The 25,961-nt window shown below is 45.0% G+C and carries 21 protein-coding genes and 2 pseudogenes; 19 read left to right on the top strand and 4 right to left on the bottom strand.

Annotated elements, in window-relative coordinates; translation table 11 throughout:
• Positions 1 to 3: 3 nt before the first annotated feature.
• Positions 4 to 300, bottom strand: a pseudogene (locus tag AAGG74_RS19940) (ArsR/SmtB family transcription factor).
• 265 nt (positions 301 to 565) lie between these two features.
• Here AAGG74_RS19940 and opuAA point away from each other — a divergent pair.
• The 3 genes from opuAA to opuAC are packed head-to-tail and all read left to right on the top strand — an operon-like array spanning position 566 to position 3,550.
• Positions 566 to 1,819, top strand: a complete 1,254-nt coding sequence (gene opuAA, locus AAGG74_RS19945; protein WP_429676927.1) for a glycine/proline betaine ABC transporter ATP-binding protein OpuAA — start codon at positions 566 to 568, stop codon at positions 1,817 to 1,819.
• A gap of 1 nt (position 1,820) precedes the next feature.
• Positions 1,821 to 2,669, top strand: a complete 849-nt coding sequence (gene opuAB / locus AAGG74_RS19950) for a glycine/proline betaine ABC transporter permease subunit OpuAB (protein ID WP_162103060.1) — start codon at positions 1,821 to 1,823, stop codon at positions 2,667 to 2,669.
• The gene (gene opuAC, locus AAGG74_RS19955) at positions 2,669 to 3,550 is read left to right on the top strand and encodes a glycine/proline betaine ABC transporter substrate-binding protein OpuAC (RefSeq protein ID WP_429676928.1); all 882 of its coding nucleotides are present in this window, start codon (positions 2,669 to 2,671) and stop codon (positions 3,548 to 3,550) included. Before opuAB ends, opuAC begins: the two co-directional genes overlap by 1 nt.
• Before the next feature lie 37 nt (positions 3,551 to 3,587).
• Here the strand turns inward: opuAC and AAGG74_RS19960 are convergent, their stop codons facing one another.
• A complete protein-coding gene (locus AAGG74_RS19960; RefSeq protein WP_429676929.1) occupies positions 3,588 to 4,739 on the bottom strand; it encodes a M20 peptidase aminoacylase family protein in 1,152 nt (383 codons plus the stop codon).
• 149 nt (positions 4,740 to 4,888) lie between these two features.
• On the opposite strand from AAGG74_RS19960, the gene AAGG74_RS19965 reads away from it, so the two are divergent.
• From AAGG74_RS19965 to AAGG74_RS19985, 5 genes and pseudogenes are all read left to right on the top strand, one after another.
• Positions 4,889 to 6,319, top strand: coding sequence for a YfcC family protein (locus tag AAGG74_RS19965; RefSeq protein WP_429676930.1), 1,431 nt, complete (start codon positions 4,889 to 4,891; stop codon positions 6,317 to 6,319).
• 115 nt (positions 6,320 to 6,434) lie between these two features.
• A pseudogene (locus AAGG74_RS19970) lies at positions 6,435 to 7,026 on the top strand (DUF6773 family protein).
• A gap of 143 nt (positions 7,027 to 7,169) precedes the next feature.
• The gene (amyE, locus tag AAGG74_RS19975; RefSeq protein WP_429676931.1) at positions 7,170 to 9,149 is read left to right on the top strand and encodes an alpha-amylase; all 1,980 of its coding nucleotides are present in this window, start codon (positions 7,170 to 7,172) and stop codon (positions 9,147 to 9,149) included.
• Positions 9,150 to 9,327: 178 nt separating this feature from the next.
• A complete protein-coding gene (locus AAGG74_RS19980; RefSeq protein ID WP_429676932.1) occupies positions 9,328 to 10,293 on the top strand; it encodes an L-lactate dehydrogenase in 966 nt (321 codons plus the stop codon).
• Positions 10,294 to 10,324: 31 nt separating this feature from the next.
• Positions 10,325 to 11,950, top strand: a complete 1,626-nt coding sequence (locus AAGG74_RS19985) for an L-lactate permease (protein ID WP_429676933.1) — start codon at positions 10,325 to 10,327, stop codon at positions 11,948 to 11,950.
• 41 nt (positions 11,951 to 11,991) lie between these two features.
• Here the strand turns inward: AAGG74_RS19985 and bmr3 are convergent, their stop codons facing one another.
• Positions 11,992 to 13,530 carry a multidrug efflux MFS transporter Bmr3 gene (gene bmr3, locus AAGG74_RS19990; RefSeq protein ID WP_162103052.1) on the bottom strand — a complete coding sequence of 513 codons (1,539 nt, stop codon included), beginning with the start codon at positions 13,528 to 13,530 and terminating at the stop codon, positions 11,992 to 11,994.
• Positions 13,531 to 13,642: 112 nt separating this feature from the next.
• On the opposite strand from bmr3, the gene AAGG74_RS19995 reads away from it, so the two are divergent.
• From AAGG74_RS19995 to AAGG74_RS20005, 3 genes are all read left to right on the top strand, one after another.
• The gene (locus tag AAGG74_RS19995) at positions 13,643 to 14,107 is read left to right on the top strand and encodes a MarR family transcriptional regulator (protein WP_162103051.1); all 465 of its coding nucleotides are present in this window, start codon (positions 13,643 to 13,645) and stop codon (positions 14,105 to 14,107) included.
• A 73-nt stretch (positions 14,108 to 14,180) separates the two neighbouring features.
• The gene (locus tag AAGG74_RS20000; RefSeq protein WP_429676934.1) at positions 14,181 to 14,810 is read left to right on the top strand and encodes a LysE family translocator; all 630 of its coding nucleotides are present in this window, start codon (positions 14,181 to 14,183) and stop codon (positions 14,808 to 14,810) included.
• 69 nt (positions 14,811 to 14,879) lie between these two features.
• Positions 14,880 to 15,641: a YqcI/YcgG family protein gene (locus AAGG74_RS20005; protein WP_225493913.1), complete on the top strand. Its 762-nt coding sequence runs from the start codon at positions 14,880 to 14,882 to the stop codon at positions 15,639 to 15,641.
• Between the two features lies 1 nt (position 15,642).
• Here the strand turns inward: AAGG74_RS20005 and AAGG74_RS20010 are convergent, their stop codons facing one another.
• A complete protein-coding gene (locus AAGG74_RS20010) occupies positions 15,643 to 16,983 on the bottom strand; it encodes an amino acid permease (RefSeq protein ID WP_162103048.1) in 1,341 nt (446 codons plus the stop codon).
• Between the two features lie 128 nt (positions 16,984 to 17,111).
• Between AAGG74_RS20010 and AAGG74_RS20015 the strand changes: the two genes are divergently transcribed.
• The 8 genes from AAGG74_RS20015 (at position 17,112) to putP (ending at position 25,818) form a co-directional block, all read left to right on the top strand.
• A complete protein-coding gene (locus tag AAGG74_RS20015) occupies positions 17,112 to 17,708 on the top strand; it encodes a DUF1989 domain-containing protein (RefSeq protein ID WP_162103047.1) in 597 nt (198 codons plus the stop codon).
• Positions 17,709 to 17,841: 133 nt separating this feature from the next.
• Positions 17,842 to 18,660: an NAD(+) synthase gene (gene nadE / locus AAGG74_RS20020; protein ID WP_162103046.1), complete on the top strand. Its 819-nt coding sequence runs from the start codon at positions 17,842 to 17,844 to the stop codon at positions 18,658 to 18,660.
• 252 nt (positions 18,661 to 18,912) lie between these two features.
• Positions 18,913 to 19,473: a shikimate kinase gene (locus AAGG74_RS20025; RefSeq protein ID WP_429676935.1), complete on the top strand. Its 561-nt coding sequence runs from the start codon at positions 18,913 to 18,915 to the stop codon at positions 19,471 to 19,473.
• Between the two features lie 312 nt (positions 19,474 to 19,785).
• Positions 19,786 to 20,745, top strand: coding sequence for a cephalosporin C deacetylase (cah, locus tag AAGG74_RS20030; protein ID WP_225493912.1), 960 nt, complete (start codon positions 19,786 to 19,788; stop codon positions 20,743 to 20,745).
• A gap of 79 nt (positions 20,746 to 20,824) precedes the next feature.
• Positions 20,825 to 21,607, top strand: coding sequence for a nucleotidyltransferase domain-containing protein (locus AAGG74_RS20035; RefSeq protein ID WP_429676936.1), 783 nt, complete (start codon positions 20,825 to 20,827; stop codon positions 21,605 to 21,607).
• A gap of 189 nt (positions 21,608 to 21,796) precedes the next feature.
• Positions 21,797 to 22,708, top strand: a complete 912-nt coding sequence (putB, locus tag AAGG74_RS20040; protein ID WP_429677138.1) for a proline dehydrogenase PutB — start codon at positions 21,797 to 21,799, stop codon at positions 22,706 to 22,708.
• Positions 22,709 to 22,724: 16 nt separating this feature from the next.
• Positions 22,725 to 24,272, top strand: coding sequence for an L-glutamate gamma-semialdehyde dehydrogenase (gene pruA, locus AAGG74_RS20045; protein ID WP_429676937.1), 1,548 nt, complete (start codon positions 22,725 to 22,727; stop codon positions 24,270 to 24,272).
• Positions 24,273 to 24,363: 91 nt separating this feature from the next.
• The gene (gene putP, locus AAGG74_RS20050; protein ID WP_429677139.1) at positions 24,364 to 25,818 is read left to right on the top strand and encodes a sodium/proline symporter PutP; all 1,455 of its coding nucleotides are present in this window, start codon (positions 24,364 to 24,366) and stop codon (positions 25,816 to 25,818) included.
• Positions 25,819 to 25,961: the final 143 nt, after the last annotated feature.

The following is a 25,961-nucleotide window of genomic DNA, read 5'->3' on the forward strand; positions in this document are numbered from 1 at the left end:
ACCTTATTCCAATGGCAAATCTCTTTGACTTATGTCTTCACGCGGACTGATATATTTTGTCCGCGAATCTCTCCGCGTTGCCGTCAACTCCGCTTCACGCAGTGTTTAAATGATTTGATGCTGTGATTTGACAATATTGCACTTTTCACCTGTCACACCGCAGCTAAGTTCTTTTCCGCTGTAATAAAGCGTACGAATAATAACAAGCCTCGATTCATCTAACCATGCTTTAAACATACGGAATCTGATTTGATCATCTGATTGTTTCATAGTCATAACATAATAGGTGCCGGGAAACATCTTTTCCCATTAGTCAAGCGGAAGTATTAGGAGAAAGAAGGGATCCAATCCCATTTAAAGCGTTTTTATACACGGAGATATTAAAAACCTTCTGTAAAATACAATCATAAAGGAGGATTACAGAGCATTTAGAAGCATAAATAAGGTCATGTTGTTACATGGATGTTTATAAAGAAATGGTGTAGAATAAAAGAGAATATGCTGTTTGTGAAGAATGTTACATAAATGTTACGGTAAGATGGAGTGTTTAATATGGAGGGAAAATATGAGTGTAGATGAGAAAATTAAGATAAAAGTTGAGAAAGTATCTAAGATTTTTGGAAAACACACAAAAAAAGCAGTTCAAATGCTTGCCAACGGAAAGACAAAAAAAGAGATCTTGAAAGCGACTGGAGCAACCGTTGGGGTTAATCAGGCAGATTTTGATGTATATGATGGTGAGATATTTGTCATCATGGGTCTATCAGGGAGCGGTAAATCAACGTTAGTACGGCTATTAAACCGGCTTATTGAACCGACTGCCGGCAATATTTACATTGATGGTGACATGATAACAAATATGTCTAAAGACCAGCTCCGGGAAGTCCGCCGGAAAAAAATCAGCATGGTCTTCCAAAAGTTCGCTCTGTTCCCGCACAGAACGATTCTTGAAAACACAGAATACGGACTGGAGCTTCAAGGTGTAGACAAACAAGAGCGTGAGCAAAAAGCGCTTGAGTCTTTAAAGCTTGTCGGACTTGAAGGATTTGAACACCAATATCCTGACCAGCTTTCAGGCGGGATGCAGCAGCGTGTCGGCCTTGCCCGCGCGTTGACAAATGATCCGGACATTCTCCTGATGGATGAAGCGTTCAGTGCGCTCGATCCATTGATTCGTAAAGATATGCAGGATGAACTTCTTGATCTTCACGATAATGTCGGAAAAACAATTATCTTTATTACGCATGACTTGGACGAGGCATTGCGGATCGGTGACAGAATTGTTCTAATGAAGGACGGTAACATCGTTCAAATCGGCACGCCTGAAGAAATCCTGATGAATCCATCTAACGAATATGTTGAGAAATTCGTCGAGGATGTTGATTTATCTAAAGTTCTTACAGCAGGCCACATTATGAAACGCGCTGAAACTGTGCGGATTGATAAAGGGCCTCGCGTAGCATTGACACTAATGAAAAACCTTGGAATTTCTTCAATTTACGCAGTGGATAAACAAAAGAAATTGTTAGGTGTAATCTATGCGTCTGATGCGAAAAAAGCGGCTGAGTCTGAATTGCCGCTTCAAGACATTTTGAATACAGAATTTACGACTGTACCAGAGAATACGTATCTTACAGAGATTTTTGACGCCGTTTCTGACGCGAATATTCCAATTGCGGTTGTAGATGAGAAGCAAAGAATGAAAGGGATTGTCGTAAAAGGCGCACTGATTGGCGCGCTTGCCGGCAATAACGAGTATATCAATGCTGAAGGTACTGATGAACAAACACAAGATCCTTCTGCACAGGAGGTGAAGTAAGATGGATAGACTGCCTAGAATACCTTTAGCAGATATCATTGACCGTTTTGTTGACTGGATTACGATAACGTTTGGCGGATTCTTCGACGGAATCGCAAACGGTTTGGCCGCTTTTGTAAATGGAATTGTCAGCGGGCTTGGATTTATCCCATCTATTTTGTTAACGATTATTTTCGCCGCACTCGCGTGGTGGTTCAGTACGAGAGGAATTGCGTTATTTACATTAATTGGATTCCTTCTGATTGATTATTTAGGATATTGGGATCCAATGCTTCAAACATTGGCGCTTGTTTTGACATCTGTGATTATTTCGATTGTGGTCGGGGTTCCGATCGGAATTTGGGCGTCCCAAAAAGAAACGGTTCGCCGTATTGTAACGCCTATTCTTGATTTAATGCAAACAATGCCTGCTTTCGTATATCTACTGCCGGCAATTTTCTTCTTCAACATCGGTGTTGTACCGGGGGTTGTTGCATCTGTTATCTTTGCAATGCCGCCGACAATCCGTATGACTGTTCTCGGTATTAAACAAGTTCCGGCGGATCTGATTGAAGCGACTGAGGCGTTCGGTTCTACGACAGCTCAGCGTTTGTTTAAAGTTCAGCTTCCGCTTGCGACAAAAACCATTTTGGCCGGAATCAACCAAAGCATCATGCTTGCGTTATCAATGGTTGTTATCGCCGCAATGGTCGGTGCGCCTGGACTTGGTTCTGAAGTATACAGCGCTGTTACACAGCTGAAAACAGGGGTCGGTGTAGAGGCTGGTATCGCCATCGTTATCGTTGCAATTACACTCGACCGTATTACGCAAAACATTAAAGTGAAGAAGAAAAGCAGGGGGAATGCCTGATGCTTAAAAAAATCATCGGTATCGGCGTTACCGCCATGCTTGCGCTCTCACTTGCGGCCTGCGGTTCAGAAAGCGATGAAAATGCAACCGCGGCTGAACAGGTGAATAAGACTATCATCGGGATTGACCCCGGTTCAGGGATTATGGCCCTGACCGACCAAGCGATGAAAGATTATAGCCTGGATGACTGGACAGTGATTACGGCTTCAAGCGCCGCGATGACCGCAACGCTTAAAAAGTCATACGACCGTGAGAAACCGATTATTATTACAGGATGGACACCGCACTGGATGTTTTCCAGATATAAGCTGAAATATCTCGATGATCCGAAGCAATCCTACGGAAGCGCAGAGGAAATCCATACGGTCACACGCAAGGGCTTCAGCAAAGAACAGCCTAATGCTGCAAAGCTTCTCAGTCAGTTTAAATGGACGCAAGACGAGATGGGAGAAGTGATGATCAGAGTGGAAGAAGGCGAGAAACCCGCCAAAGTCGCTGCTGATTATGTGAAAAAGCATAAAGATCAGATTGCGGAGTGGACAAAAGGTGTTCAAAAGGTAAAGGGTGACAAAATCAATCTTGCCTATGTAGCGTGGGACAGTGAGATTGCAAGTACAAACGTGATGGGTAAAGTCTTAGAAGACTTAGGGTATGACGTGACACTTACTCAGGTAGAAGCCGGGCCAATGTGGACCGCAATTGCGACGGGGAGCGCGGATGCATCCCTTTCCGCATGGCTGCCGAATACCCATAAAGCATACGCCGCCAAATATAAAGGCAAATATGATGATATTGGCACCAGTATGACTGGCGTGAAAATGGGCCTTGTTGTTCCGCAATATATGAAAAACGTCAACTCAATTGAAGATTTGAAGAAGTAATGAAGAAAGCAGCCTGTAGCCAGGCTGCTTTTTTTCGTTAAGAAGCGTTAACGGCAGCGGATGTTTCCGCTTTCTGAAAGGTTTTGATCACGGCGTTAGCCAAAATGTGAATGCCGGTAAATATCGCGTTTCGGTCAAAGGTCATGTGTGGATGGTGGAGACCCGGCTGGAGCCCGCAGCCGAGACCGAGCATGGTTGTTTTGAGGTTCGGCACTTTTACGGCGTAAAAATGGAAATCCTCGCCGCCGGTTGTGACAAGCGGTTTATCGAGCCGCTCAGCCCCGATGATATCTGTAATGGCTTCTGCCATGATCGCTTCAGCTTCTTTGTTTAGTGTTGCCGCAGGAAGGCTGTGTTCCTTTTTCAGTGCGATCTTTGCGCCGAATGCGGCTGCGGCCGCTTCGCAGGCTCTTTCTGTTTCGGCGATTAACGTTTCCATGGCTTCATTGGTCTGCGCTCGCAAATCAAGGCTGAATGATGCTTTTCCCGGAATGATGTTAGAGCTTTCACCGCCGGCTTGGAGTTTGGTCATTTTGACGGAATGCGGGATTTGCGGGTCAATATGAATAAGTCCGAGCTTATGTACGAGAAATGCCGCAATTTCAATGCTGTTTTTCCCGAGATGCGGCCGGGCGCCATGGGCCTCTTCTCCGATAATTGTCCCCTCAATATGCTGGCTTGACCCGTGCAGAATAGCTGGAGCGCAGCGTCCGTTCTGCGTTTCCTGAATCGGGCGGACGTGAACACCGTACAAATAGTCGACATCATCGAGCACGCCTTCTTCTATCATTTTTAAGGCGCCGCCGCCCTTTTCTTCTGCCGGCTGAAAAATAAAACGGATTGTCCCTTTTGGAAGCTTGGGCTGTTCTTTCAGCAGCATTAACGTGCCCAATGCCATTGTCATATGTGAATCGTGGCCGCAGGAATGATTGGCGCGGAATGTGCCGTTAACCTCCTGCCATAGCGCATCAATGTCAGAGCGAACGGCTACAACCGGCGTGCCTGACCCGATTTCACCGATAACTCCGGTACAATCTGAAAACGTGCGTGTCCGGCATCCTAAATCATCAAGCTTTTGTTTGAGAAATGCAGTTGTCTCATATTCCTTCCAGCTGACTTCAGGGTTTGCATGCAGATGCTCGAAGACGTCCATAACGGTTTGTTTCATGTTTTCTGAAAGCTTTTGCATGGTAAGAAGTGCCTCCTTTTATCCAGAATGAATTTTACCTTCTTTCCTTTTTTTCTATTGAAACAGGCATATAGACTGTATATAATATAGCACATATTTATATTTTTCAGAATAATTAATATTTTCAAACAGAGGGGATGGATCAAAATATGAGCGTACCAGCAGCCGAAACACAGCCTAAGAAAAAAAGAACGACATTCAAAATGCCTGACGCCTATGTCCTCTTATTTATCATTGCTTTCATTTGTGCCATTGCCTCGTATATTATACCGGCGGGTGAATTTGACCGCGTGTCAAAGGGGGATGTCACGACTGCTGTTCCGGGAAGCTACCATTCAATTGATCAGTCACCGATCAGTCTGTTCAGCTTTTTTACTTCTCTTCAGGATGGAATGGTTGGATCAGCACCGATTATCTTTCTGATTTTATTCACAGGCGGCACCATTGCCATTTTGGAAAAAACGGGTGCCATCAACGGCCTGATCTACAATGTCATCAGCAAATTCCGCACGAAGCAATTGTTATTTATTTGTATTGTCAGCGCATTGTTCTCCATTCTCGGAACAACCGGAATTGTCGTGAATTCAGTTATCGGGTTTATCCCCATCGGCCTTATTGTCGCACGATCCTTAAAATGGGACGCAGTTGCGGGGGCCGCTGTTATTTACATTGGCTGCTACGCTGGCTTTAACTCCACCATCTTATCGCCGTCTCCGCTCGGCTTATCGCAATCAATCGCGGAATTGCCTCTTTTTTCAGGAATCGGCCTGCGTGTTGCGATATACATATGCTTCTTGCTGTCTTCTATTCTTTATATCTATCTGTACACAAGAAAATTAAAAAAATCAAAGGATGCCAGTGTGTTAGGAACAAATTGGTTCCCGGCGGCAGGTATGGGCAAAGCCGGTAAAGAAGATCAGTCAGTGGCGTTTACCGTTCGCCATAAGCTGATTTTAGCTGTGACGGGACTGTCGCTCCTCGGATTTTTATACGGCGCTTTGAAGCTGGGCTGGTCTGATTCCCAAATGGCTGCGACGTTTATTTTTATTTCTGTCCTTGCCGGTTTAATAGGCGGACTTGCGGCGAATGATATTGCCAAAACGTTTATTACGGGCTGCCAAAGCCTTGTGTATGGGGCATTGATTGTCGGGATGGCACGAAGCATTTCCGTCATTCTTGAAGACGGCAAGCTTCTCGATACAGTCGTCAATGCTTTGGCTTCGCTTTTGGATGGTTTCAGCCCGATTGCCGGCGCGATCGGCATGTATATCGCCAGTGCGCTGCTTCATTTTCTCATCTCTTCAGGGTCTGGAGAAGCCGTTGTATTTATTCCTATTCTGGCTCCGCTTGCTGATTTGATGGGAATGACAAGACAGGTTGCGGTAGAAGCTGTTATGCTTGGTGAAGGAGTCGTCAACTGTGTGAACCCAACCTCTGGCGTTCTCATGGCGGTGCTTGCTGCCAGCGGCATTCCATATATCAAGTGGCTTCGGTTTATGGTGCCGCTTGCTCTGCTTTGGTTTCTGATTGGGCTTGTCTTTATTGTGATCGGCGTCATGATCAATTGGGGGCCGTTTTAACGATTGCTGCCCGCCGGCTTGTACGGCGGGCTTTTGAGTTATTCATTGCAGAAGCGCCGGCTGTTATTGTAACATGTTAGCCATAAGCCATTCATAAAAATGCGGGAGGAAGGTCATGAAGAATCTGCATAATAGACTTTCAGGCGTGAATGGGAAAAGTAAGAGAGTAAAAGAAAAAGAGCGAAAATTCTGGGCGGAGATTGGGATGATAGCAGGAGCGTTTGCGTTACTTGATGTGATCATCCGCGGTATTATGTTTGAATTTCCGTTTAAAGAATGGGTTGCAAGCCTTGTGTTTTTGTTCTTCATTATCTTATATTACTGCATCAGGGCAGGAGCATCGGGAACGCTCATGCCAAGAATAGACACCAAAGAAGAACTGCAAAAACGAGTAAAGCAGCAGCGCGTAGATTCACTTGCGGTTGCTTTTGCGGTAGTGGTGCTTACGATGTACGACAGGGGGATTCCCCATACATTCTTCGCTTGGATGAAAATGATTCTTCTTTTTATCGTCTGCGCCGGCGTCCTGTTTCTGCTTCGGTATGTGGTGGTGAAGCTGGTTTACAGCAGGGCGGTAAAAGAAGACAGGAAAAAGAAATCATCTTGATGGATGGTTTCTTTTTTTACGAGGAAAATGTTCACAATTCCGGACAGCTTTTTCTATAGGAACTTTGATTTGTATTCACTCTATCAAGTTGTTTTGCTAGAGTGATTGTGATAGCTTAAAATGTAAGCGTTAACAAATATATCTAGTCTTCACATCAGGTGGAAAGGAGGAAGGAGAAGGATTTATAAGATGGACTTTTGACTCCGCAGTCAGTTTTCAAAAAATAAATAAGGAGTGATAAGAATGTCTCCAAAACGATTTAAAACCTCTTTACTTCCGTTATTCGCTGGATTTTTATTGCTGTTTCATTTTGTTCTGGGAGAACCAGCGGCGGCAAAGGCTGAAACACAGAACACATCAAATGAGCTGACAGCGCCGTCTGTTGAAAGCGGTACCATTCTTCATGCTTGGAATTGGTCGTTCAATACGTTAAAACAAAATATGCAGGATATTCATGATGCGGGATATACAGCTATACAGACGTCTCCGATTAACCAAGTAAAGGAAGGGAACCAAGGAAAGAAAAGCATGTCGAACTGGTACTGGCTGTATCAGCCGACATCATATCAAATTGGCAACCGATACTTAGGCACTGAACAAGAATTTAAAGACATGTGTGCCGCTGCTGAAAAATATGGCGTAAAGGTCATTGTTGACGCAGTCATCAATCATACCACCAGTGACCATGCCGCGATTTCCAATGAGATTAAGAGTATTCCAAACTGGACTCATGGTAACACACAAATTAAAAATTGGTCTGACCGATGGGATGTTACACAGAATTCACTGCTTGGGCTGTATGATTGGAATACTCAGAATAAAGAGGTGCAAACCTATCTGAAACGTTTCTTAGAAAGGGCATTAAATGACGGAGCAGATGGATTTCGCTATGATGCCGCAAAGCATATTGAGCTTCCGGATGATGGTGATTACGGCAGCCAATTTTGGCCGAATATCATAAATACATCTGCCAAGTTTCAATATGGAGAAATCCTGCAAGATAGTGCCTCCAGAGATAAAGCATATGCGAAATATATGCATGTGACAGCATCTAACTACGGACATTCCATAAGGTCTGCTTTAAAGAATCGTAATCTGAGCGTATCGAATATTTCCCCTTATGCATCTGACGTGGCTGCGGACAAGTTAGTGACATGGGTGGAATCACATGATACGTATGCCAACGATGAAGAAGAGTCTACATGGATGAGTGATGATGATATTCGCTTAGGCTGGGCAGTGATTGCTTCCCGCTCAGGCAGTACGCCTCTTTTCTTTTCCAGGCCTGAGGGCGGCGGAAATGGCGTGAGATTCCCGGGGAAAACTCAAATAGGCGATCGCGGCAGTGCTTTATTTGAAGATCAGGCTATTACTGCGGTCAATATATTTCACAACGTGATGGCCGGACAGCCTGAAGAGCTCTCAAATCCGAATGGAAACACTCAAATCTTTATGAATCAGCGCGGCTCACAAGGTGTTGTATTGGCCAATGCAGGTTCATCTTCTGTCAGCATCAATACCTCAACGAAATTACCTGACGGCAAGTATGCTAATAAAGCTGGGAACGGTTCATTTCAGGTAACGGACGGTAAACTGACAGGCACGATGAATGAAAGGTCTGTGGCTGTTTTATATCCTGACGATATTGAAAGTGCGCCCCACGTCTCTCTTGAGAATCACAAAACAGGGGTGACACATGTTTTCAATGATCAGCTTACGATTACCCTGCGTGCAAATGCGAATACAACAAAAGCCGTTTATCAAATGAATAATGGGAAAGAGACTGCATTTAAGGATGGAGACCAATTAACGATCGGAGAAGGAGATCCATTTGGCAAAACTTACACTATCACGTTAAAAGGAACGAACAGTGAGGGTGTAACGAAGACCCAAAAATACAGCTTTGCCAAAAGAGACCCGTCTGCAGACCAAGCCATTGGTTATCAAAATCCAAATCATTGGAGCCATGTCAATGCTTATATCTATAAACAGGATGGAGGCCGGACAATAGAATTGACCGGATCTTGGCCGGGCAAGGCAATGACTAAAAATACAGACGGCGTTTACAAGCTGGCATTGCCTGCGGATACGGATACTGACAATGCCAAAGTGATTTTTAACAATGGCAGCGTCCAAGTGCCCGGCCTAAACCAGCCTGGGTTTGATTATGTGCAAAGTGGTTTATATAACGATTCTGGTCTAACTGGTTCTCTTCCTCATTGAGAGCAAGCCATCAGAGGAAACATCCCATAGAAACCATCATAGAGGGTGGTTTCTTTTTTGTTCATAAATTGGACAAAACTTTTCACTTGCAAAAGTTTGTGAAGTATTGCACAATATAAATGTGAAATACTTCACAATCTAAACGCATCAAAGAAGAACAACTTTGGAAGGATGATTAGTGATGAACAAACATGTAAATAAAGTAGCTTTAATCGGAGCAGGTTTTGTTGGAAGCAGTTATGCATTTGCGTTAATTAACCAAGCGATCACAGATGAACTTGTGGTCATTGATTTAAATAAAGAAAAAGCAATAGGCGATGTGATGGATTTAAACCACGGAAAGGCGTTTGCGCCGCAGCCGGTCAAAACATCTTACGGAACATATGAAGACTGCAAGGACGCTGACATTGTCTGCATCTGTGCCGGAGCAAACCAAAAACCTGGTGAGACACGTCTTGAATTAGTAGAAAAGAACTTAAAGATTTTCAAAGGCATCGTCGGTGAAGTCATGGCGAGCGGGTTTGACGGTATTTTCTTAGTTGCGACAAATCCGGTTGATATTCTGACTTACGCGACATGGGAATTCAGCGGCCTGCCAAAAGAGCGGGTCATCGGAAGCGGCACAACATTAGATTCTGCGAGATTCCGTTACATGCTGAGCGAATATTTTGGCGTAGCGCCTCAAAATGTGCACGCTCATATTATCGGAGAGCACGGCGACACAGAACTTCCTGTCTGGAGCCACGCGAATGTCGGCGGTGTGCCGGTCAGTGAACTCGTTGAGAAAAACGAAGCGTACAAACAAGAGGAACTTGACCAGATCGTAGATGACGTAAAAAATGCAGCTTACCATATCATTGAGAAAAAAGGCGCGACTTATTACGGTGTTGCGATGAGCCTTGCCCGTATTACAAAAGCCATTCTCCATGATGAGAGCAGCATTTTAACAGTCAGCACATATTTAGAAGGACAATACGGCGCAGAAGACGTGTACATCGGCGTTCCGGCTGTCGTGAACCGCGGAGGTATTGCAGGCATTGCTGAGCTGAACTTAAATGAGAAAGAAAAAGAACAGTTCCTTCACAGCGCAGACGTCCTTAAAAACATTTTAAAACCTCATTTTGCAGAACTTCAGGTTAACTAATCGCAACTATAGAGCAAAGGGCTGATTGTCAATGTGGGAGCAGTTGTATAATCCGTTTGGAAATGAATATGTGAGCGCACTTGTGGCGCTCACTCCAATTCTTTTTTTTCTCTTGGCTTTAACTGTTTTAAAAATGAAAGGCATTCTTGCAGCATTTCTTACGCTAGCCGTCAGTTTCTTCGTCTCCGTTTTGGCATTTCAAATGCCGGTTGAAAAAGCGATTTCTTCTGTTCTGTTAGGAATCGGGAGCGGGCTGTGGCCGATTGGCTACATCGTTTTGATGGCGGTGTGGCTGTATAAAATCGCAGTGAAAACCGGGAAGTTTACCATTATTCGTTCAAGCATTGCCGGCATTTCGCCTGACCAACGATTACAGCTATTATTAATTGGTTTTTGTTTTAACGCATTTTTGGAAGGTGCGGCCGGTTTTGGTGTTCCGATTGCGATAAGTGCGGCACTGCTGGTCGAGCTTGGTTTTAAGCCGTTAAAAGCGGCGGCGCTCTGTTTGATTGCGAACGCGGCCTCTGGAGCCTTTGGAGCGATTGGTATTCCTGTAATTACAGGAGCGCAGATCGGTGATTTATCAGCACTTGAACTGTCACGTACATTGATGTGGACACTGCCGATGATCTCATTTTTGATTCCGTTTCTGCTTGTATTCCTATTAGATCGGATGAAAGGAATCAAGCAGACATGGCCTGCCCTGTTGGTTGTGAGCGGTTTGTATACAGCGGTTCAGACGCTGACAATGGCGGTACTTGGGCCGGAATTAGCAAATATTCTGGCTGCTTTGTTCAGCATGGGCGGACTTGCGCTCTTCCTCCGCAAATGGCAGCCGAAAGAGATTTACCGTGAGGAAGGAGCGGGCGAGACTGGTGAGAAAAAGGTATACAGTGCCGCTGACATTGCGAAAGCGTGGTCTCCTTTTTACATTTTAACTGCGGCAATCACAATTTGGAGCCTTCCTGCCTTCAAAGCGCTTTTTCAAGAAGGCGGACTGTTATATCAGACAACACTACTTTTGAAAATGCCTTTTCTGCATGAGCAAATTATGAAAATGCCGCCGATTGCGCCATCTGCCATGCCATTAGATGCGGTCTTTAAAATCGATTTGCTGTCAGCGACTGGTACAGCTATTTTAGCGGCGGTGATCGTGACAGGGCTGTTCAGTAAAAATTTCTCCTCTCGTGATGCTTTTGCTTCCTTGAAGGAGACAGGCAAAGAGCTGTGGGTGCCGATTATGACAATCTGCTTTGTGATGGGGTTTGCTAATCTGGCCAACTTCGCAGGGCTCAGCTCTTCAATTGGATTAGCATTGGCGAAAACAGGAGATTTGTTCCCGTTTGTCAGTCCAGTTCTTGGCTGGATCGGCGTATTTATTACCGGTTCAGTTGTCAGCAATAACGCGTTATTCGGGCATTTGCAGGTTGTTACCGGAGCGCAGATCGGTACGGGTTCTGATTTGCTGTTAGCTGCAAATACAGCAGGCGGGGTGATGGCGAAACTCGTTTCTCCTCAGTCTATTGCCATCGCTGCTGCGGCCGTCGGCCAGACAGGCAAAGAGTCTAAACTGTTTAAATGGACAGTGGCCTATAGCTTGATTCTGTTATTGATCATTTGTATATGGACGTTTATTCTTGCGAAATTAGGATTGTAATAGAAAAAGCAGTACATGCTGGCATGTACTGCTTTTTTGTGTTAATTTGCTTTCTTCGCCATTTCGGCTGTTGTTTTCACTCTTGCTTTTCCCATAAACAAAATGGTAATCGCCGCGAGGACAATAGGGATCAAAGCGAGCAAAAAGACATACGTGATACTTGATGACATCGCGTCAATGATGCGATTCAAGATCGCCTCAGGAATGTGGGAGCGCGTTCCCGCTTGGAAAATCTCCTGCGGATCGCCGATATGTTGCGCCGCGCCTGATCCCGCTGAGCCTTTCATACCGCTAAAGGCGTCGCTCAGCTTGTTTGTGAATACGTTTGTTTGCACCGTTCCGAAAATGGTAACGCCGAGAGTCATGCCGAATGACCGCAAAAATGAATTTGTAGAGTTGGCTGTTCCTCGGAAGCGAGGTTCAAGATCATTCATCGATGCCGCCGGCAGCAGGGAGAAGTTAAAGCCTACACCAAAGCCTGAAATCATCATAAAGACTGTCAGCCATACTCGTGCCGTCTCGGGCGTCATATTGGATAAAAGCAACATGCCGATAAAGAAGGCCGTAACAGATATCAGCATCAAATTGCGGAAGCTTGCCTTCGTTTGGAAGATCCCGCCGATCATGCTCCCGATAACTGAGCCAATCATCATTGGCGTTAAAATGAAGCCTGCGCTTGTCGCTGAGCTGCCGTATACCGCCTGAACGAAAATAGGAATAAACACCGCTAAAATAATGAATGTTCCGCCATACAAGAAGGCGAGAATCTGTGCTGTGGCGAATAACTTGTTTTTAAACATCCAGAACGAAATAATCGGCTCTTCCGCTTTTCTCTCCACAATAAAAAAGGCAATGAAGAAAACGGCGAATACAACAAACAGACCGATGATCTGAATGGAATTCCAATCGTATGTTTTGCCGCCAAGCTCAAGGGCGAACATCAGGCATACAATGGATACGACCAAGGTAATTGCGCCGCCCCAGTCAATTTTTTGCTTTCTGTGCTCCAAAGTTTCTTTGTAATAGCGAATAATGAAAAACAATGACAATGCGCCGATCGGCACGTTGATATAAAACACCCAGTGCCAGTTGATTGAATCTGTGATGATCGCGCCTAATAGCGGCCCGAGAACACTGGATAATCCAAATACAGCACCGAACATGCCGGACATTTTTCCGCGTTTTTCCGGCGGAAACAAATCAAAGATTATCGTAAAGGCAATCGGCAGGAGCGCGCCGCCCCCGATTCCTTGAATGGCCCGGTAGATGATCAGCTGATTCATCGTCTGAGCAATCCCGCATAAAGCCGATCCGATTAAGAAAAAAATAAGTCCAAATAGGAAAAAGCGTTTTCGGCCGTACATATCGGAGAGTTTGCCGTAAATCGGCATTCCAGCCATGACAGCGACCATATAGGATGCCGTCACCCAAGCAAATTTATCGAAGCTTCCAAGATCTGCTACGATGTTTCCCATCGCGGTGGCTACAATCGTATTGTCCATTGCAGACATCAAAATGCCCAGCAGGAGGCCGAGGACCACAAATTTAGTGGAAGCCTGTTTTGCTGATGCTGTGTCCATTTGTTCTACCTCCTCTTACTTTTCTATGTAAGTTTTGATATCATGATAATAGTTTAATCGTTGAATATCTCGATTATCAAGATAAAATTGATTCTATAGGGAGGACTGCCAGTTGTCAACAAGGAATTCCAGAAGTGAGTTGGAAAAGACTTCCGTTCAGCTTTTCCGAAAATTGGGCACCAGAACGGTTCTGTTTCACCAGGCGGCTGCTCAAGCTCTTGGTCTGTTCCCTACCGATTTGAAATCAGCTGATATCTTAAATGAAACGGGACCAATGACGGCCGGAGAGCTGGGGGAAAAGACGGGTCTTAGCACGGGTTCAGTCACAGCGCTTGTTGACCGGCTGGAAAAAGCGGGGTATGTGGCTCGTGAAAAGGACCCAAACGACCGCCGAAAAGTCATGATCGTTCCTTTGACCGCTTCCAAGAAGCATGTAAAGGATTTATTCCGCTCTCTGTCAGAGTCAACGATGGATTTGTGCCGCGAGTATACAGAAGAAGAACTGGAACTCATTTTCAGTTTCGTAGGCAAAGCGGCTGATATCATGGAAAAAGAGCTTGAACGTCTGAAACAGTAAGTGAAATTGTGCATAGCTTGGCCCGTTCCCGAATAAATTGTACAAGTTACATAAGAGAAGGGAGTACGGGCCGGTGAACATTTTTTTGAGCTATATTGTGCTGGGACTGTCCTTGTCAGCGCCTGTGGGACCAGTGAACGCGGCGCAAATAGACAAAGGAATTAAAAACGGTTTTTGGCATGCGTGGATTTTTGGTTTAGGCGCTATGACAGCGGACGGACTGTACATGCTTTTTATCTATTTCGGGTTGTCGCAATTTTTAACGGCTCCGTTTGTGAAAACATTTTTGTGGCTCTTCGGCTTTTTTGTTTTGGCTTATACTGGAGTTGAAACGCTGAAAAATGTCAGAGAACCGATGAATGTGCGAAGCTCACGAGGCAAAGCATCATATAGAAAAACGTTCGCTTCAGGTTTTCTCATTTCACTGTCAAATCCCTTGAGCATCCTGTTTTGGCTGGGGATTTACGGGAGCATCCTTGCGAAAACAGCAGAAACCTACAATATGAGTCAGATTCTGATCTATAGCTCAGGCATCATGATGGGCATTTTAATTTGGGATTTTTGCATGGCTATCACAGCAAGCATGTTCAGAAATCTGCTTCATGAAAAGCTATTGAGAGGATTGACTGGAATCGCCGGCGTATCCCTCCTTCTATTTGGCTGTTACTTCGGCTATCAGGGCATCAAACAGCTATTGGGCTGATTGATGGCGGATAGGCACCTGCCGCTCCAGGTTTTCATATAGTATTCAGATGATACTGGAGGTGGATCAATGGTGAATGGGATTTACACCAAAAGTTTTCTGGAACGTAATCAAGATGATCTTCCCGAATGGCAAAAAATCGCTTTTGAGCTTTTGGCCGAAACAGTGGCGGACGATGCGAATACGTTTCCATGCATTCCCGGACGACAGGCGTTTCTGACTGATCAGCTTCGCATCGCTTTTGCCGGAGACCCGCGGGAAAATCATACAGCGGAGGAACTGGCTCCGTTGCTTGCGGAGTATGGCAGGATATCGCGGGATACTGGAAAATACGCATCCCTCGTTGTATTGTTTGAAACCCCGGAAGATTTGGCTGAGCATTATTCAGTGGAAGCGTATGAAGAGCTGTTTTGGCGGTTTTTAAATAGACTGAGTCATCAAGACGAAAAAGAATGGCCGGCAGACATTCCGGCCGATCCCGAGCATTATAAATGGGAGTTTTGCTTTGATGGCGAGCCGTACTTTATTCTCTGCGCCACACCGGGGCACGAGGCAAGAAGAAGCCGGAGCTTTCCCTATTTTATGATCACATTTCAGCCAAGATGGGTGTTTGAAGAGTTAAATGGATCAACCGCTTTTGGCCGCAACATGAGCAGGCTCATCAGATCTCGTTTAAAGGCTTACGATCAAGCGCCTATTCACTCGCAATTAGGCTGGTACGGAGGAAAGGATAACCGTGAATGGAAACAGTATTTCCTCCGTGATGATGAACAACAGGTATCGAAGTGCCCGTTTTCTTATTTGAAAAACATGTTTAATAAAATGAAATAAATCATGGGCAGGCAGGGTGGTCTTTACGGCCCTGCTTTTTTTGATAGATCATGGTAACAATGGCGATAATGACAAGAAAACCGATGCTCACAAAAAAACCAGGCCGGCTCGATTTCTCGAACAGTGTGCCGGACACAGCCGCAGCGATCAAAATCACAGCTGCATATATTTGCGTTTTTCCCATGCCCTCGGGCTGAGTCAGTTTTTTGCTGGAGAACAGGATAAACAGCCAAGTGTATAAAAGCATAAGTCCCGCCGCTGTCGTCATATGTTCATAAATGTTTTTCGGCAGCACTAATGACAGGATGATGGATAGGATAAGCCCTGCAAACGTCAGCCCCAGTGCCGGCCAGCAGATTTTTTTGCCTTCCTTTAATGTGAAGCATTTTGGCGCGTCGCCGTCATCAGCCATTGTGCAAAGCAATGTCGTCACTGCAAACAGTGAAGCGACAAGAGTTGAGAACCCCGCGATGATGAAAATCCCGTTAAAAATATCGAGAATGATTTTAAGGTGATATCCTTTTAATGATGTGATGAACGGGCTGTCCTGCTCTGTAAACGTGTCTAATGGAACCAGCAGCAAGGCTAGTCCGATTGAAATGATATAAATAACCGCCAGCGTCGCCAGCATCAGCTTTCCTGATTTTGACGCTTCCTCTGGTTTTTTTAAGTGAACCGCCATCAGCCCCATCACTTCAATTCCGCCAAAGGCGTAAAACGCATAAATTAAGCCTGTCCACAGCCCCATGGCCCCGAATGGAAAAAACTCACTCGACTTATTTGGAATTTGCACATCAGGCCTTCCGCCGGACAGGATGCCGCATAATGCGAGGACAGCAATGACAATAAACATAAAAATAGCAGCTGTTTTGATGACTGCCAGCACGTTTTCAGTCTTCTCAAATACAGACAGACCGGTGAAAATAATGAGAAGCCCAAGAACTGCATAGATGGAAGCAAACACCCATAGCGGCACTTGAGGAAACCAATGCTTTGTAAAAAGTGAAATGGCTGTCAGCTGGCTTCCTGTGATCAGCATTTCTGATGACCAGTACACCCAGCCGTTGCTGAAGCCGGCCCATTTGCCAAACGCTTTTCGCGCATACGCACAAAATGAGCCTTTTTCAGGCTGTTTTGCTGACAGCTTGGCAAGCTGTTCAAAGACAAAATACGTGCCGATTCCCGCAATCAGAAATGAAAGCAGAACGGAAAAACCGCTTTTTACTATTGCGATACTGGACCCGAGAAAAAAACCTGTTCCGATTGTGCATCCTATACCGATTAATGACAGCTGCCACCAGGCTAAATTCCCTTTTTGCGGGTCTTTTTTTGTTTGGCTCATAATATTTCAACCCCTTTTATCTACGGTTAGAGTGCAACCCGCCCGAGGCTTATATACATCAGATTTTTACCTCTTTTTACATGGGGAAAGCGGAGAACGTTCATACTATTGAAAAAAGGAGCGAGCAGATGACACAGCAATATATCATAGAGCCGAAAAAAGGGCTTGGGCTGGAACTGAAAAAGGGGCAGATTGTAAAGGTGGTTGATGTAGAAGGGCAGCAGGTTGCTGATTTTGTCGCGTACCATGCCAAGGATTTTTATGAGCATCTTGATCAGGGAGCGACAATTGATGCCAATCATTCCATAAACGTAAAGGTGAATGACCATATTTACTCAAATCTCTATAAACCGATGCTGACACTGATCGAGGATACGGTCGGCAAACATGATTTGCTGCTTCCCGCCTGCCGTCCGGATATGAACAGGCTGTTATACGGCAAGCAAAAAGATGAATTCCAGGATACGTGCTATGACAATATGAACCGTGCGCTTGAGCAGTTTGGCGTTCCAAAGCCTCACATGCATTATCCGTTTGCGATTTTCATGAATACAGTCCTTGATGAGAAAGGGAATTTATCTGTGGAAACGCCGCTCTCAAATGCCGGGGATTATGTAAGGCTGCGAGCGGAAATGGATTTGATCGTTGCGTTTTCTTCCTGTCCGATTGAAAAAGGGAAGTGCAATGGCGATAGTATCACATCTATACGGGTGGAAGTCAGCTGATCTCTCTTGTTCACTGTAAATGAAAACCTGTGCTATATTTATAAGGAGATACATGATTGTCATGATTCATTTTCATCAATTTAGGGAAATGATCAAATAAGAAACAGTGAATCGTACAGGAGGAATGATTGGGATGAGCATGCAGGAAAAGATTATGCGTGAATTACATGTGAAGCCCTCAATTGATCCAAAGAAAGAAATTGAGGAACGAGTCAATTTTTTAAAACAATATGTAAAGAAAACCGGTGCTAAAGGATTTGTATTGGGAATCAGCGGCGGACAGGATTCAACACTTGCGGGAAGACTGGCTCAGCTTGCGGTGGAGAGCATTCGCGAGGAGGGCGGAGACGCTCAATTTATCGCGGTACGCCTTCCGCATGGCACACAGCATGATGAAGACGATGCCCAGCTTGCATTGAAGTTCATTAAACCGGACAAATCATGGAAGTTTGACATTAAGTCGACAGTCAGTGCGTTTTCTGATCAATATCAGCAGGATACAGGCGATCAGCTGACTGACTTTAATAGAGGAAACGTAAAAGCGAGAGCAAGAATGATCGCGCAATACGCGATTGGAGGCCAGGAAGGTCTTCTTGTTCTGGGCACTGACCACGCAGCTGAGGCTGTCACTGGGTTCTTTACGAAGTACGGTGACGGCGGAACGGACCTTCTTCCGCTGACCGGTTTGACGAAGCGTCAGGGAAGAAGCCTGCTGAAAGAGCTGGGTGCACCTGAACGCTTATACTTGAAAGAGCCAACGGCCGATCTTCTCGATGAAAAACCGCAGCAGTCGGATGAAACCGAGCTTGGCATTTCCTATGATGAAATTGACGATTATCTAGAAGGAAAAGAAGTATCAGCGAAAGTGTCAGAAGCGCTGGAAAAACGCTATAGCATCACTGAGCATAAACGTCAGGTTCCGGCGTCCATGTTTGATGACTGGTGGAAATAAAATGAAGAAAGCCCGCTCTCGGAGCGGGCTTTTGTTATGTGCGGGATGGTATGATGAAGCGCTGTGTAAATTGTTTTAATGCTTTTTTGCGTCGAAGTATTAAAATGGCTGCGGATATGTTGTAAAATGAATGTCATTCAGATAAAAACGTTTGAACGGAAATGGACGGGCAAGCCGGTATCTATATAAATATTCGCTAAAGAAGCATATAATGAATATAAAATTTCATTCCTTAGGAGGATTTCGCCGAAGATGAACGCTAAACGAGCCATCCCAGTAAGAGAAAGAAATATCGTCCTGATCGGATTCATGGGTGTAGGAAAAACGACAATCGGCCAATTGGTCGCTAAAAAATTATATAGAGATTTTATTGATATTGACCAAGAGATCGAGAAGGATTTCAAGATGACAATTCCGGAGATCTTTGAGGAAAAAGGAGAAGACTTTTTCCGGAAAACCGAGAAGGAATATATCTTAGATATCTGCCAGAACAAACGATTCAAGATCGTATCTCTCGGCGGCGGTTCTTTTAAACAAGAGGAAATTAGAACGTGCTGTCTGGAAAACTGTCTTGTGCTGCATTTGGATCTGTCTTGGGAGAACTGGAAGCAGCGTGCGGATCTATTGATCGAAAGCCGCCCTGTGCTGCATAACCGTTCAATGGATGAAATGGAACAGCTGTTTAACGAAAGAAAAGTCATTTACGACAAACACAATTCGAAAGTCGCAACAGACAATCTTTCCCCGGAAGAGGTCGCCGATTACATTGTAGAAACATTAAAAATCGGCTGGGATCTTTATCAGCCGATGTAAAAATCCGTGCGGTGCGCGCACGGATTGGTTGTCCCTTTTCCGCAGTTTCGCGGCTCTGTTAAAGCCCCATAGCCTGACTTGAGAGATGCTGGAGCTTGGTCACGAGCTTTTCTCTGCTTGTCACAGGCCCTTGATGAAGCTGTTTTTGGGCGCAACTTAGTTTTTTATTCAGTTAATTCGGATAGTCTTAAACAAACGTTTGATGAAGGCTGTTCGAAAAAACAAAAGTGAAAATATTTAGAAAATGAGTTCGGAACGTGGTAATATATGAATACAAATTAAATCTTATAAAACAAAGGGGAATAATCGGAAATGCAACTATTCGATCTGCCGCTCGACCAATTGCAAACGTATAAGCCTGAAAAAACAGCTCCGCAGGATTTTTCTGAGTTTTGGAAATCGTCTTTGGACGAACTTGCGAAAGTCCAAGCAGCACCCGATTTACAGCCTGTTGATTATCCCGCTGATGGAGTCAAGGTGTACCGACTTACATATAAAAGCTTCGGAGACGCCCGCATTGCCGGATGGTACGCGGTGCCTGATAAGGAAGGTCCGCATCCGGCGATCGTCAAATACCACGGCTACAACGCAAGCTATGATGGTGAGATCCATGAAATGGTGAACTGGGCGCTCCACGGCTACGCCGCATTCGGCATGCTTGTCCGCGGCCAGCAGAGCAGCGAGGATACAAGTATTTCTCCGCACGGTCACGCTTTAGGATGGATGACGAAAGGCATTCTCGATAAAAATACATACTATTACCGGGGCGTTTATATGGACGCCGTACGCGCGCTTGAAGTGATCAGCAGCTTTGACGAAGTCGACGAAACAAGAATCGGTGTGACAGGCGGAAGCCAGGGAGGCGGCTTAACGATTGCCGCAGCGGCTCTGTCAGACATTCCGAAAGCAGCGGCTGCCGATTATCCTTATTTAAGCAACTTTGAGCGGGCCATTGATGTGGCGCTTGAGGAGCCGTACCTTGAAATCAATTCCTTCTTCAGAAGAAATGGCAGTCCGGAAACGGAAGAACAGGCAATGAAGACACTTTCATATTTCGATATTATGAATCTCGCTGACCGAGTTAAGGTGCCTGTGCTGATGTCGATCGGCCTGATTGACAAGGTCACACCGCCGTCTACCGTATTTGCCGCATACAACCATTTGGAGACAGAGAAAGAATTGAAAGTCTACCGTTACTTTGGGCATGAGTATATCCCTGCTTTTCAAACGGAAAAGCTTGCTTTCTTTAAGCAGCACCTTAAAGGCAGATGAACGTGAAAACCCGCCGCACATCAACAGGCGGGTTTTTTTGAAAACTACAGGAATGATAATAGACTGGAGACGAATAGATATGAAACAAAGGATCATTGATGAATTAAAGCGAATCGAGCGGTCATACGGAGTCAAAATTGTATATGCCGTTGAGTCAGGAAGCCGCGCCTGGGGATTCCCGTCGCAGGACAGTGATTATGATGTCCGCTTTATTTATGTGCCGAAGAAGGAGTGGTATTTTTCAATTGAGCAGGAGCGCAATGTGATAGAAGAACCGATTCACGATTTGCTGGATATCAGCGGCTGGGAGCTGAGAAAGACGCTGCGCCTCTTCAAAAAATCAAACCCGCCGCTTCTTGAATGGCTGTCATCAGACATTGTGTATTACGAAGCATTTACAACTGCGGAGAAGTTAAGAAAACTGCGGATGGAGGCATTTAAGCCTGAAGCAAGCGTGTATCACTATATCAATATGGCGAGAAGGAACGTCAAGGATTACCTTCAAGGACAAGAGGTCAAAATCAAAAAATATTTCTATGTGCTTCGGCCAATCTTGGCTTGCAAATGGATTGAAAAGTATGGAACCATTCCGCCAATGGATTTTACCGTTTTGCTGAATGAACTTGTTTCTGATCTTGAGCTGAAGGCAGAAATGGAAACCTTGCTTGAACGGAAAAGAAGAGGCGATGAGCTTGACCTTGAAGCGAAAATTTATGTCATTCATGAATTCATAGAAACAGAAATCGAAAGAATCATGGAAGTAGCAAAAACGCTGAAAGCCGAACAAAAGGATATGACACCTGAATTGAATCGTTTGCTTTTGGATACGGTTGAAGAAGTATGGAAGGATGGAGGAAGCTGATGTTTTTTGTCGCTTCCTTTTCTCCTTTATTCGACAGAATATCCCCCGACTTTCTAACTAACTGATTGTGGTAAACTCACAAAAATTATCAGAATCTTTGTATTTTGAGAATATTGTGAACATCGGTTTTGTCCATTTACAATAAACTCATACAAATACTTCTTAGATTGCGGGGTGTAGAGGTTGGAAGTGATCACAAGAGACTTTTTCTTATTTTTATCCAAAAGCGGCTTTCTCAATAAAATGGCAAAGAACTGGGGAAGCCGGGTGGCAGCGGGTAAAATTATCGGCGGGAATGACTTTACCAGTTCAATCCCGACCATTCGACAGCTTAACAGCCAAGGCTTGTCAGTTACTGTCGATCATTTAGGCGAGTTTGTAAACAGCGCCGAGGTCGCACGGGAGCGTACGGAAGAGTGCATCCAAACCATTGCTACCATAGCTGATCAGCAGTTGAATTCACACGTTTCTCTAAAGATGACGTCTTTAGGTCTGGATATTGATTTGGATCTAGTATATGAAAACATGACGAAAATCCTCCAGACGGCTGATCAGCATAAAATCATGGTTACCATTGACATGGAAGATGAGGTCAGATGCCAGAAAACACTTGATGTTTTCAAAGATTTCAAAAAGAAATACGAGTACGTGAGCACAGTGCTGCAAGCCTATCTGTACCGGACGGAAAGTGACATTGATGATTTGAATTCTTTAAACCCGTTCCTTCGGCTTGTAAAAGGAGCTTATAAAGAATCAGAAAAAGTAGCTTATCCGGAGAAAAGTGATGTCGATGAAAATTATAAAAAAATGATCCGAAAGCAGCTCTTAAACGGTCACTATACAGCGATTGCCACACATGACGATAAAATGATCGGCTTTACAAAGCAGCTTGCCAAGGAAAATGGCATTGCCAATGACAAGTTTGAATTTCAGATGCTGTACGGCATGCGGTCGCAAACCCAGCTCAACCTCGTAAAAGAAGGTTATAACATGAGAGTCTACCTGCCATACGGCGAAGATTGGTACGGCTACTTTATGAGACGCCTTGCAGAACGTCCGTCAAATATTGCATTTGCTTTCAAAGGAATGACAAAGAAGTAAAAAAGGAGAGATTATCATGACAACACCTTACAAACACGAGCCATTCACAAATTTCCAGGATCAAAACAACGTGGAAGCGTTTAAAGAAGCGCTTGCGACAGTAAGCGAATATTTAGGAAAAGACTATCCGTTAGTTATTAACGGAGAGAAAGTAGAAACAGAAGCGAAAATCGTTTCGATCAATCCGGCTGATAAAGAAGAGGTCGTCGGCAGAGTGTCAAAAGCTTCTCAAAAGCATGCTGAGCAAGCGATTGAAGCGGCGGCGACAGCGTTTGAAGAGTGGAGATACACGTCTCCGGAAGAAAGAGCGGCTGTCCTGTTCCGTGCTGCTGCAAAAGTACGCAGAAGAAAACATGAATTCTCCGCTTTGCTTGTAAAAGAAGCAGGGAAGCCTTGGAACGAAGCGGATGCTGATACAGCTGAAGCGATTGACTTCATGGAGTATTATGCGCGTCAAATGATCGAACTGGCAAAAGGCAAGCCGGTCAACAGCCGTGAAGGTGAGAAAAACCAATATGTGTACACGCCGACTGGCGTAACAGTTGTTATTCCGCCTTGGAACTTCTTGTTTGCGATCATGGCGGGAACAACAGTGGCGCCGATCGTTACCGGAAACACAGTCGTTCTGAAACCTGCGAGCGCTACGCCTGTCATTGCTGCAAAATTTGTTGAGGTGCTTGAAGAATCCGGATTGCCAAAAGGCGTAGTCAACTTTGTTCCAGGCAGCGGAGCGGAAGTCGGCGACTACCTTGTTGATCATCCGAAAACAAGCCTGATTACATTTACGGGATCAAGAGAAGTGGGGACGAGAATCTTCGAACGTGCGTCGAAAGTTCAGCCGGGCCAGCAGCACTTAAAGCGTGTGATTGCAGAAATGGGCGGAAAAGATACAGTTGTTGTTTGTGAAGATGCCGATGTTGACCTAGCTGCACAATCCATCTTCCAATCCGCGTTCGGCTTTGCGGGACAAAAATGTTCTGCAGGTTCACGTGCAGTTGTCCATGAAAACGTGTATGATCAAGTATTGAAGCGTGTCATCGAAATTACGGAATCAAAAGTTACCGCAAAACCTGACAGTGCGGATGTTTATATGGGACCTGTCATTGACCAAGGTTCTTATGACAAAATCATGAGCTATATTGAGATCGGAAAACAGGAAGGACGCTTAGTAAGCGGCGGCACTGGAGATGATTCGAAAGGATACTTCATCAAACCGACGATCTTTGCTGACCTTGATCCGAAAGCAAGACTCATGCAGGAAGAAATTTTTGGACCTGTCATCGCATTTTCTAAAGTGTCAGACTTTGATGAAGCTTTAGAAGTGGCGAACAATACTGAATATGGTTTGACAGGTGCGGTTATCACAAACAACCGCAAGTACATCGAGCGTGCGAAACAGGAATTCCATGTCGGAAACCTGTACTTCAACCGCAACTGTACAGGTGCTATCGTCGGGTACCATCCGTTTGGCGGCTTCAAAATGTCCGGAACGGATTCAAAAGCGGGCGGGCCGGATTACTTGGCACTCCACATGCAGGCTAAAACAATCAGTGAAATGTTCTAAAACGGGACTAAATGGACATCCTCCCTGCGGGGATGTCCATTTCATCCATAACCTATAAAAAAGAGGAGGAAGTGCCATAGAAAACACACAGCTGATTATTTCGATTTGTATTTATATGGCGGGAATGCTGCTGATCGGCTACTTTGCTTACAAGCGCACATCCAATCTGACGGATTACATGCTTGGAGGACGCTCCTTAGGTCCGGCGGTAACTGCTCTCAGTGCCGGTGCTGCCGATATGAGCGGCTGGCTGTTAATGGGGCTCCCGGGCGCCATGTTTTCAACAGGGTTGAGCGGTATTTGGATTGTGTTCGGACTCTGTCTTGGCGCATGGGCGAACTGGCTTTACGTTGCGCCGCGGCTGCGAACCTACACTGAACAGGCGGGGAATTCCATTACAATTCCCGGATTCCTTGAAAATCGCTTCGGAGATCAAACAAAGCTTCTCAGACTGTTTTCAGGAATTGTGATATTAGTCTTTTTCACATTTTATGTATCGTCCGGAATGGTATCCGGCGGCGTTTTATTCAACAGTATTTTGGGGATGGATTACCACACCGGATTGTGGGTTGTGACGGGGGTTGTTGTGGTATATACCTTGTTTGGCGGCTTTTTGGCTGTCAGCTGGACAGATTTTGTTCAGGGGATTATTATGTTTGCCGCACTCATCCTTGTTCCGATCGTTACATTTTTCCACACGGGCGGGGCAAGTGATACAGTTGCAGAAATCCGCTCTGTTGATCCAGATATGTTTAATATGTTCAAAGGAACAAGCATTCTTGGCATTATTTCTTTGTTTGCCTGGGGATTGGGGTACTTTGGCCAGCCGCATATCATTGTGCGTTTTATGGCGATCACGTCTGTCAAAGAGGTCAAAAGAGCGCGAAGAATCGGAATGGGCTGGATGATTTTGTCGGCCATCGGCGCTGTGCTGACGGGTTTAGGCGGAATCGCTTATTACCACCAAAATGGCATGACACTGAAGGACCCTGAGACGATTTTTATTCAATTAGGGAACATTTTGTTCCATCCGATTATCACAGGTTTTTTGATTTCAGCTATTTTGGCCGCAATTATGAGTACAATTTCTTCCCAACTGCTTGTGACATCAAGCTCTCTGGTAGAAGATTTGTATAAGTCGATGTTCAGACGATCAGCATCTGATAAAGAGCTGGTGTTTTTAGGCCGTTTGGCTGTGCTTGTGGTTTCTGTCATCGCATTATGTCTTGCTTGGGAGAAAAACAATACGATCCTTGGATTGGTAAGCTACGCGTGGGCGGGCTTCGGTGCGTCATTTGGACCGGTTGTACTGCTCAGTCTGTTTTGGAAACGAATGACCAAATGGGGGGCACTCGCCGGCATGATTGTGGGAGCAGCAACTGTAATCATTTGGGCGAATGCCGGTCTTTCGGACTTTCTGTATGAAATGATACCTGGTTTTGCTGCGAGTCTATTATCTGTCTTTATCGTCAGTGTATTGACGCAGGCTCCGTCACAAGCTGTCGCAGACCAGTTTAAAGAATACCAAGATACAATGTCGCAATAAGGGTCAAAAGGAGGAGGAAGGGGCTGTCCCTTTTTCCTCTTTTCTCCTTTTAAACGGCCACTTTTTCTTTTTGGAAACAAGCGCATTTTTTTCTATACAAAAAGCCTCTGTATGGATATGATTAAAGTAAAAAAAGTATAGGA

This window comes from Bacillus mexicanus (assembly GCF_050445615.1).
GTDB classification, from domain to species: domain Bacteria; phylum Bacillota; class Bacilli; order Bacillales; family Bacillaceae; genus Bacillus; species Bacillus mexicanus.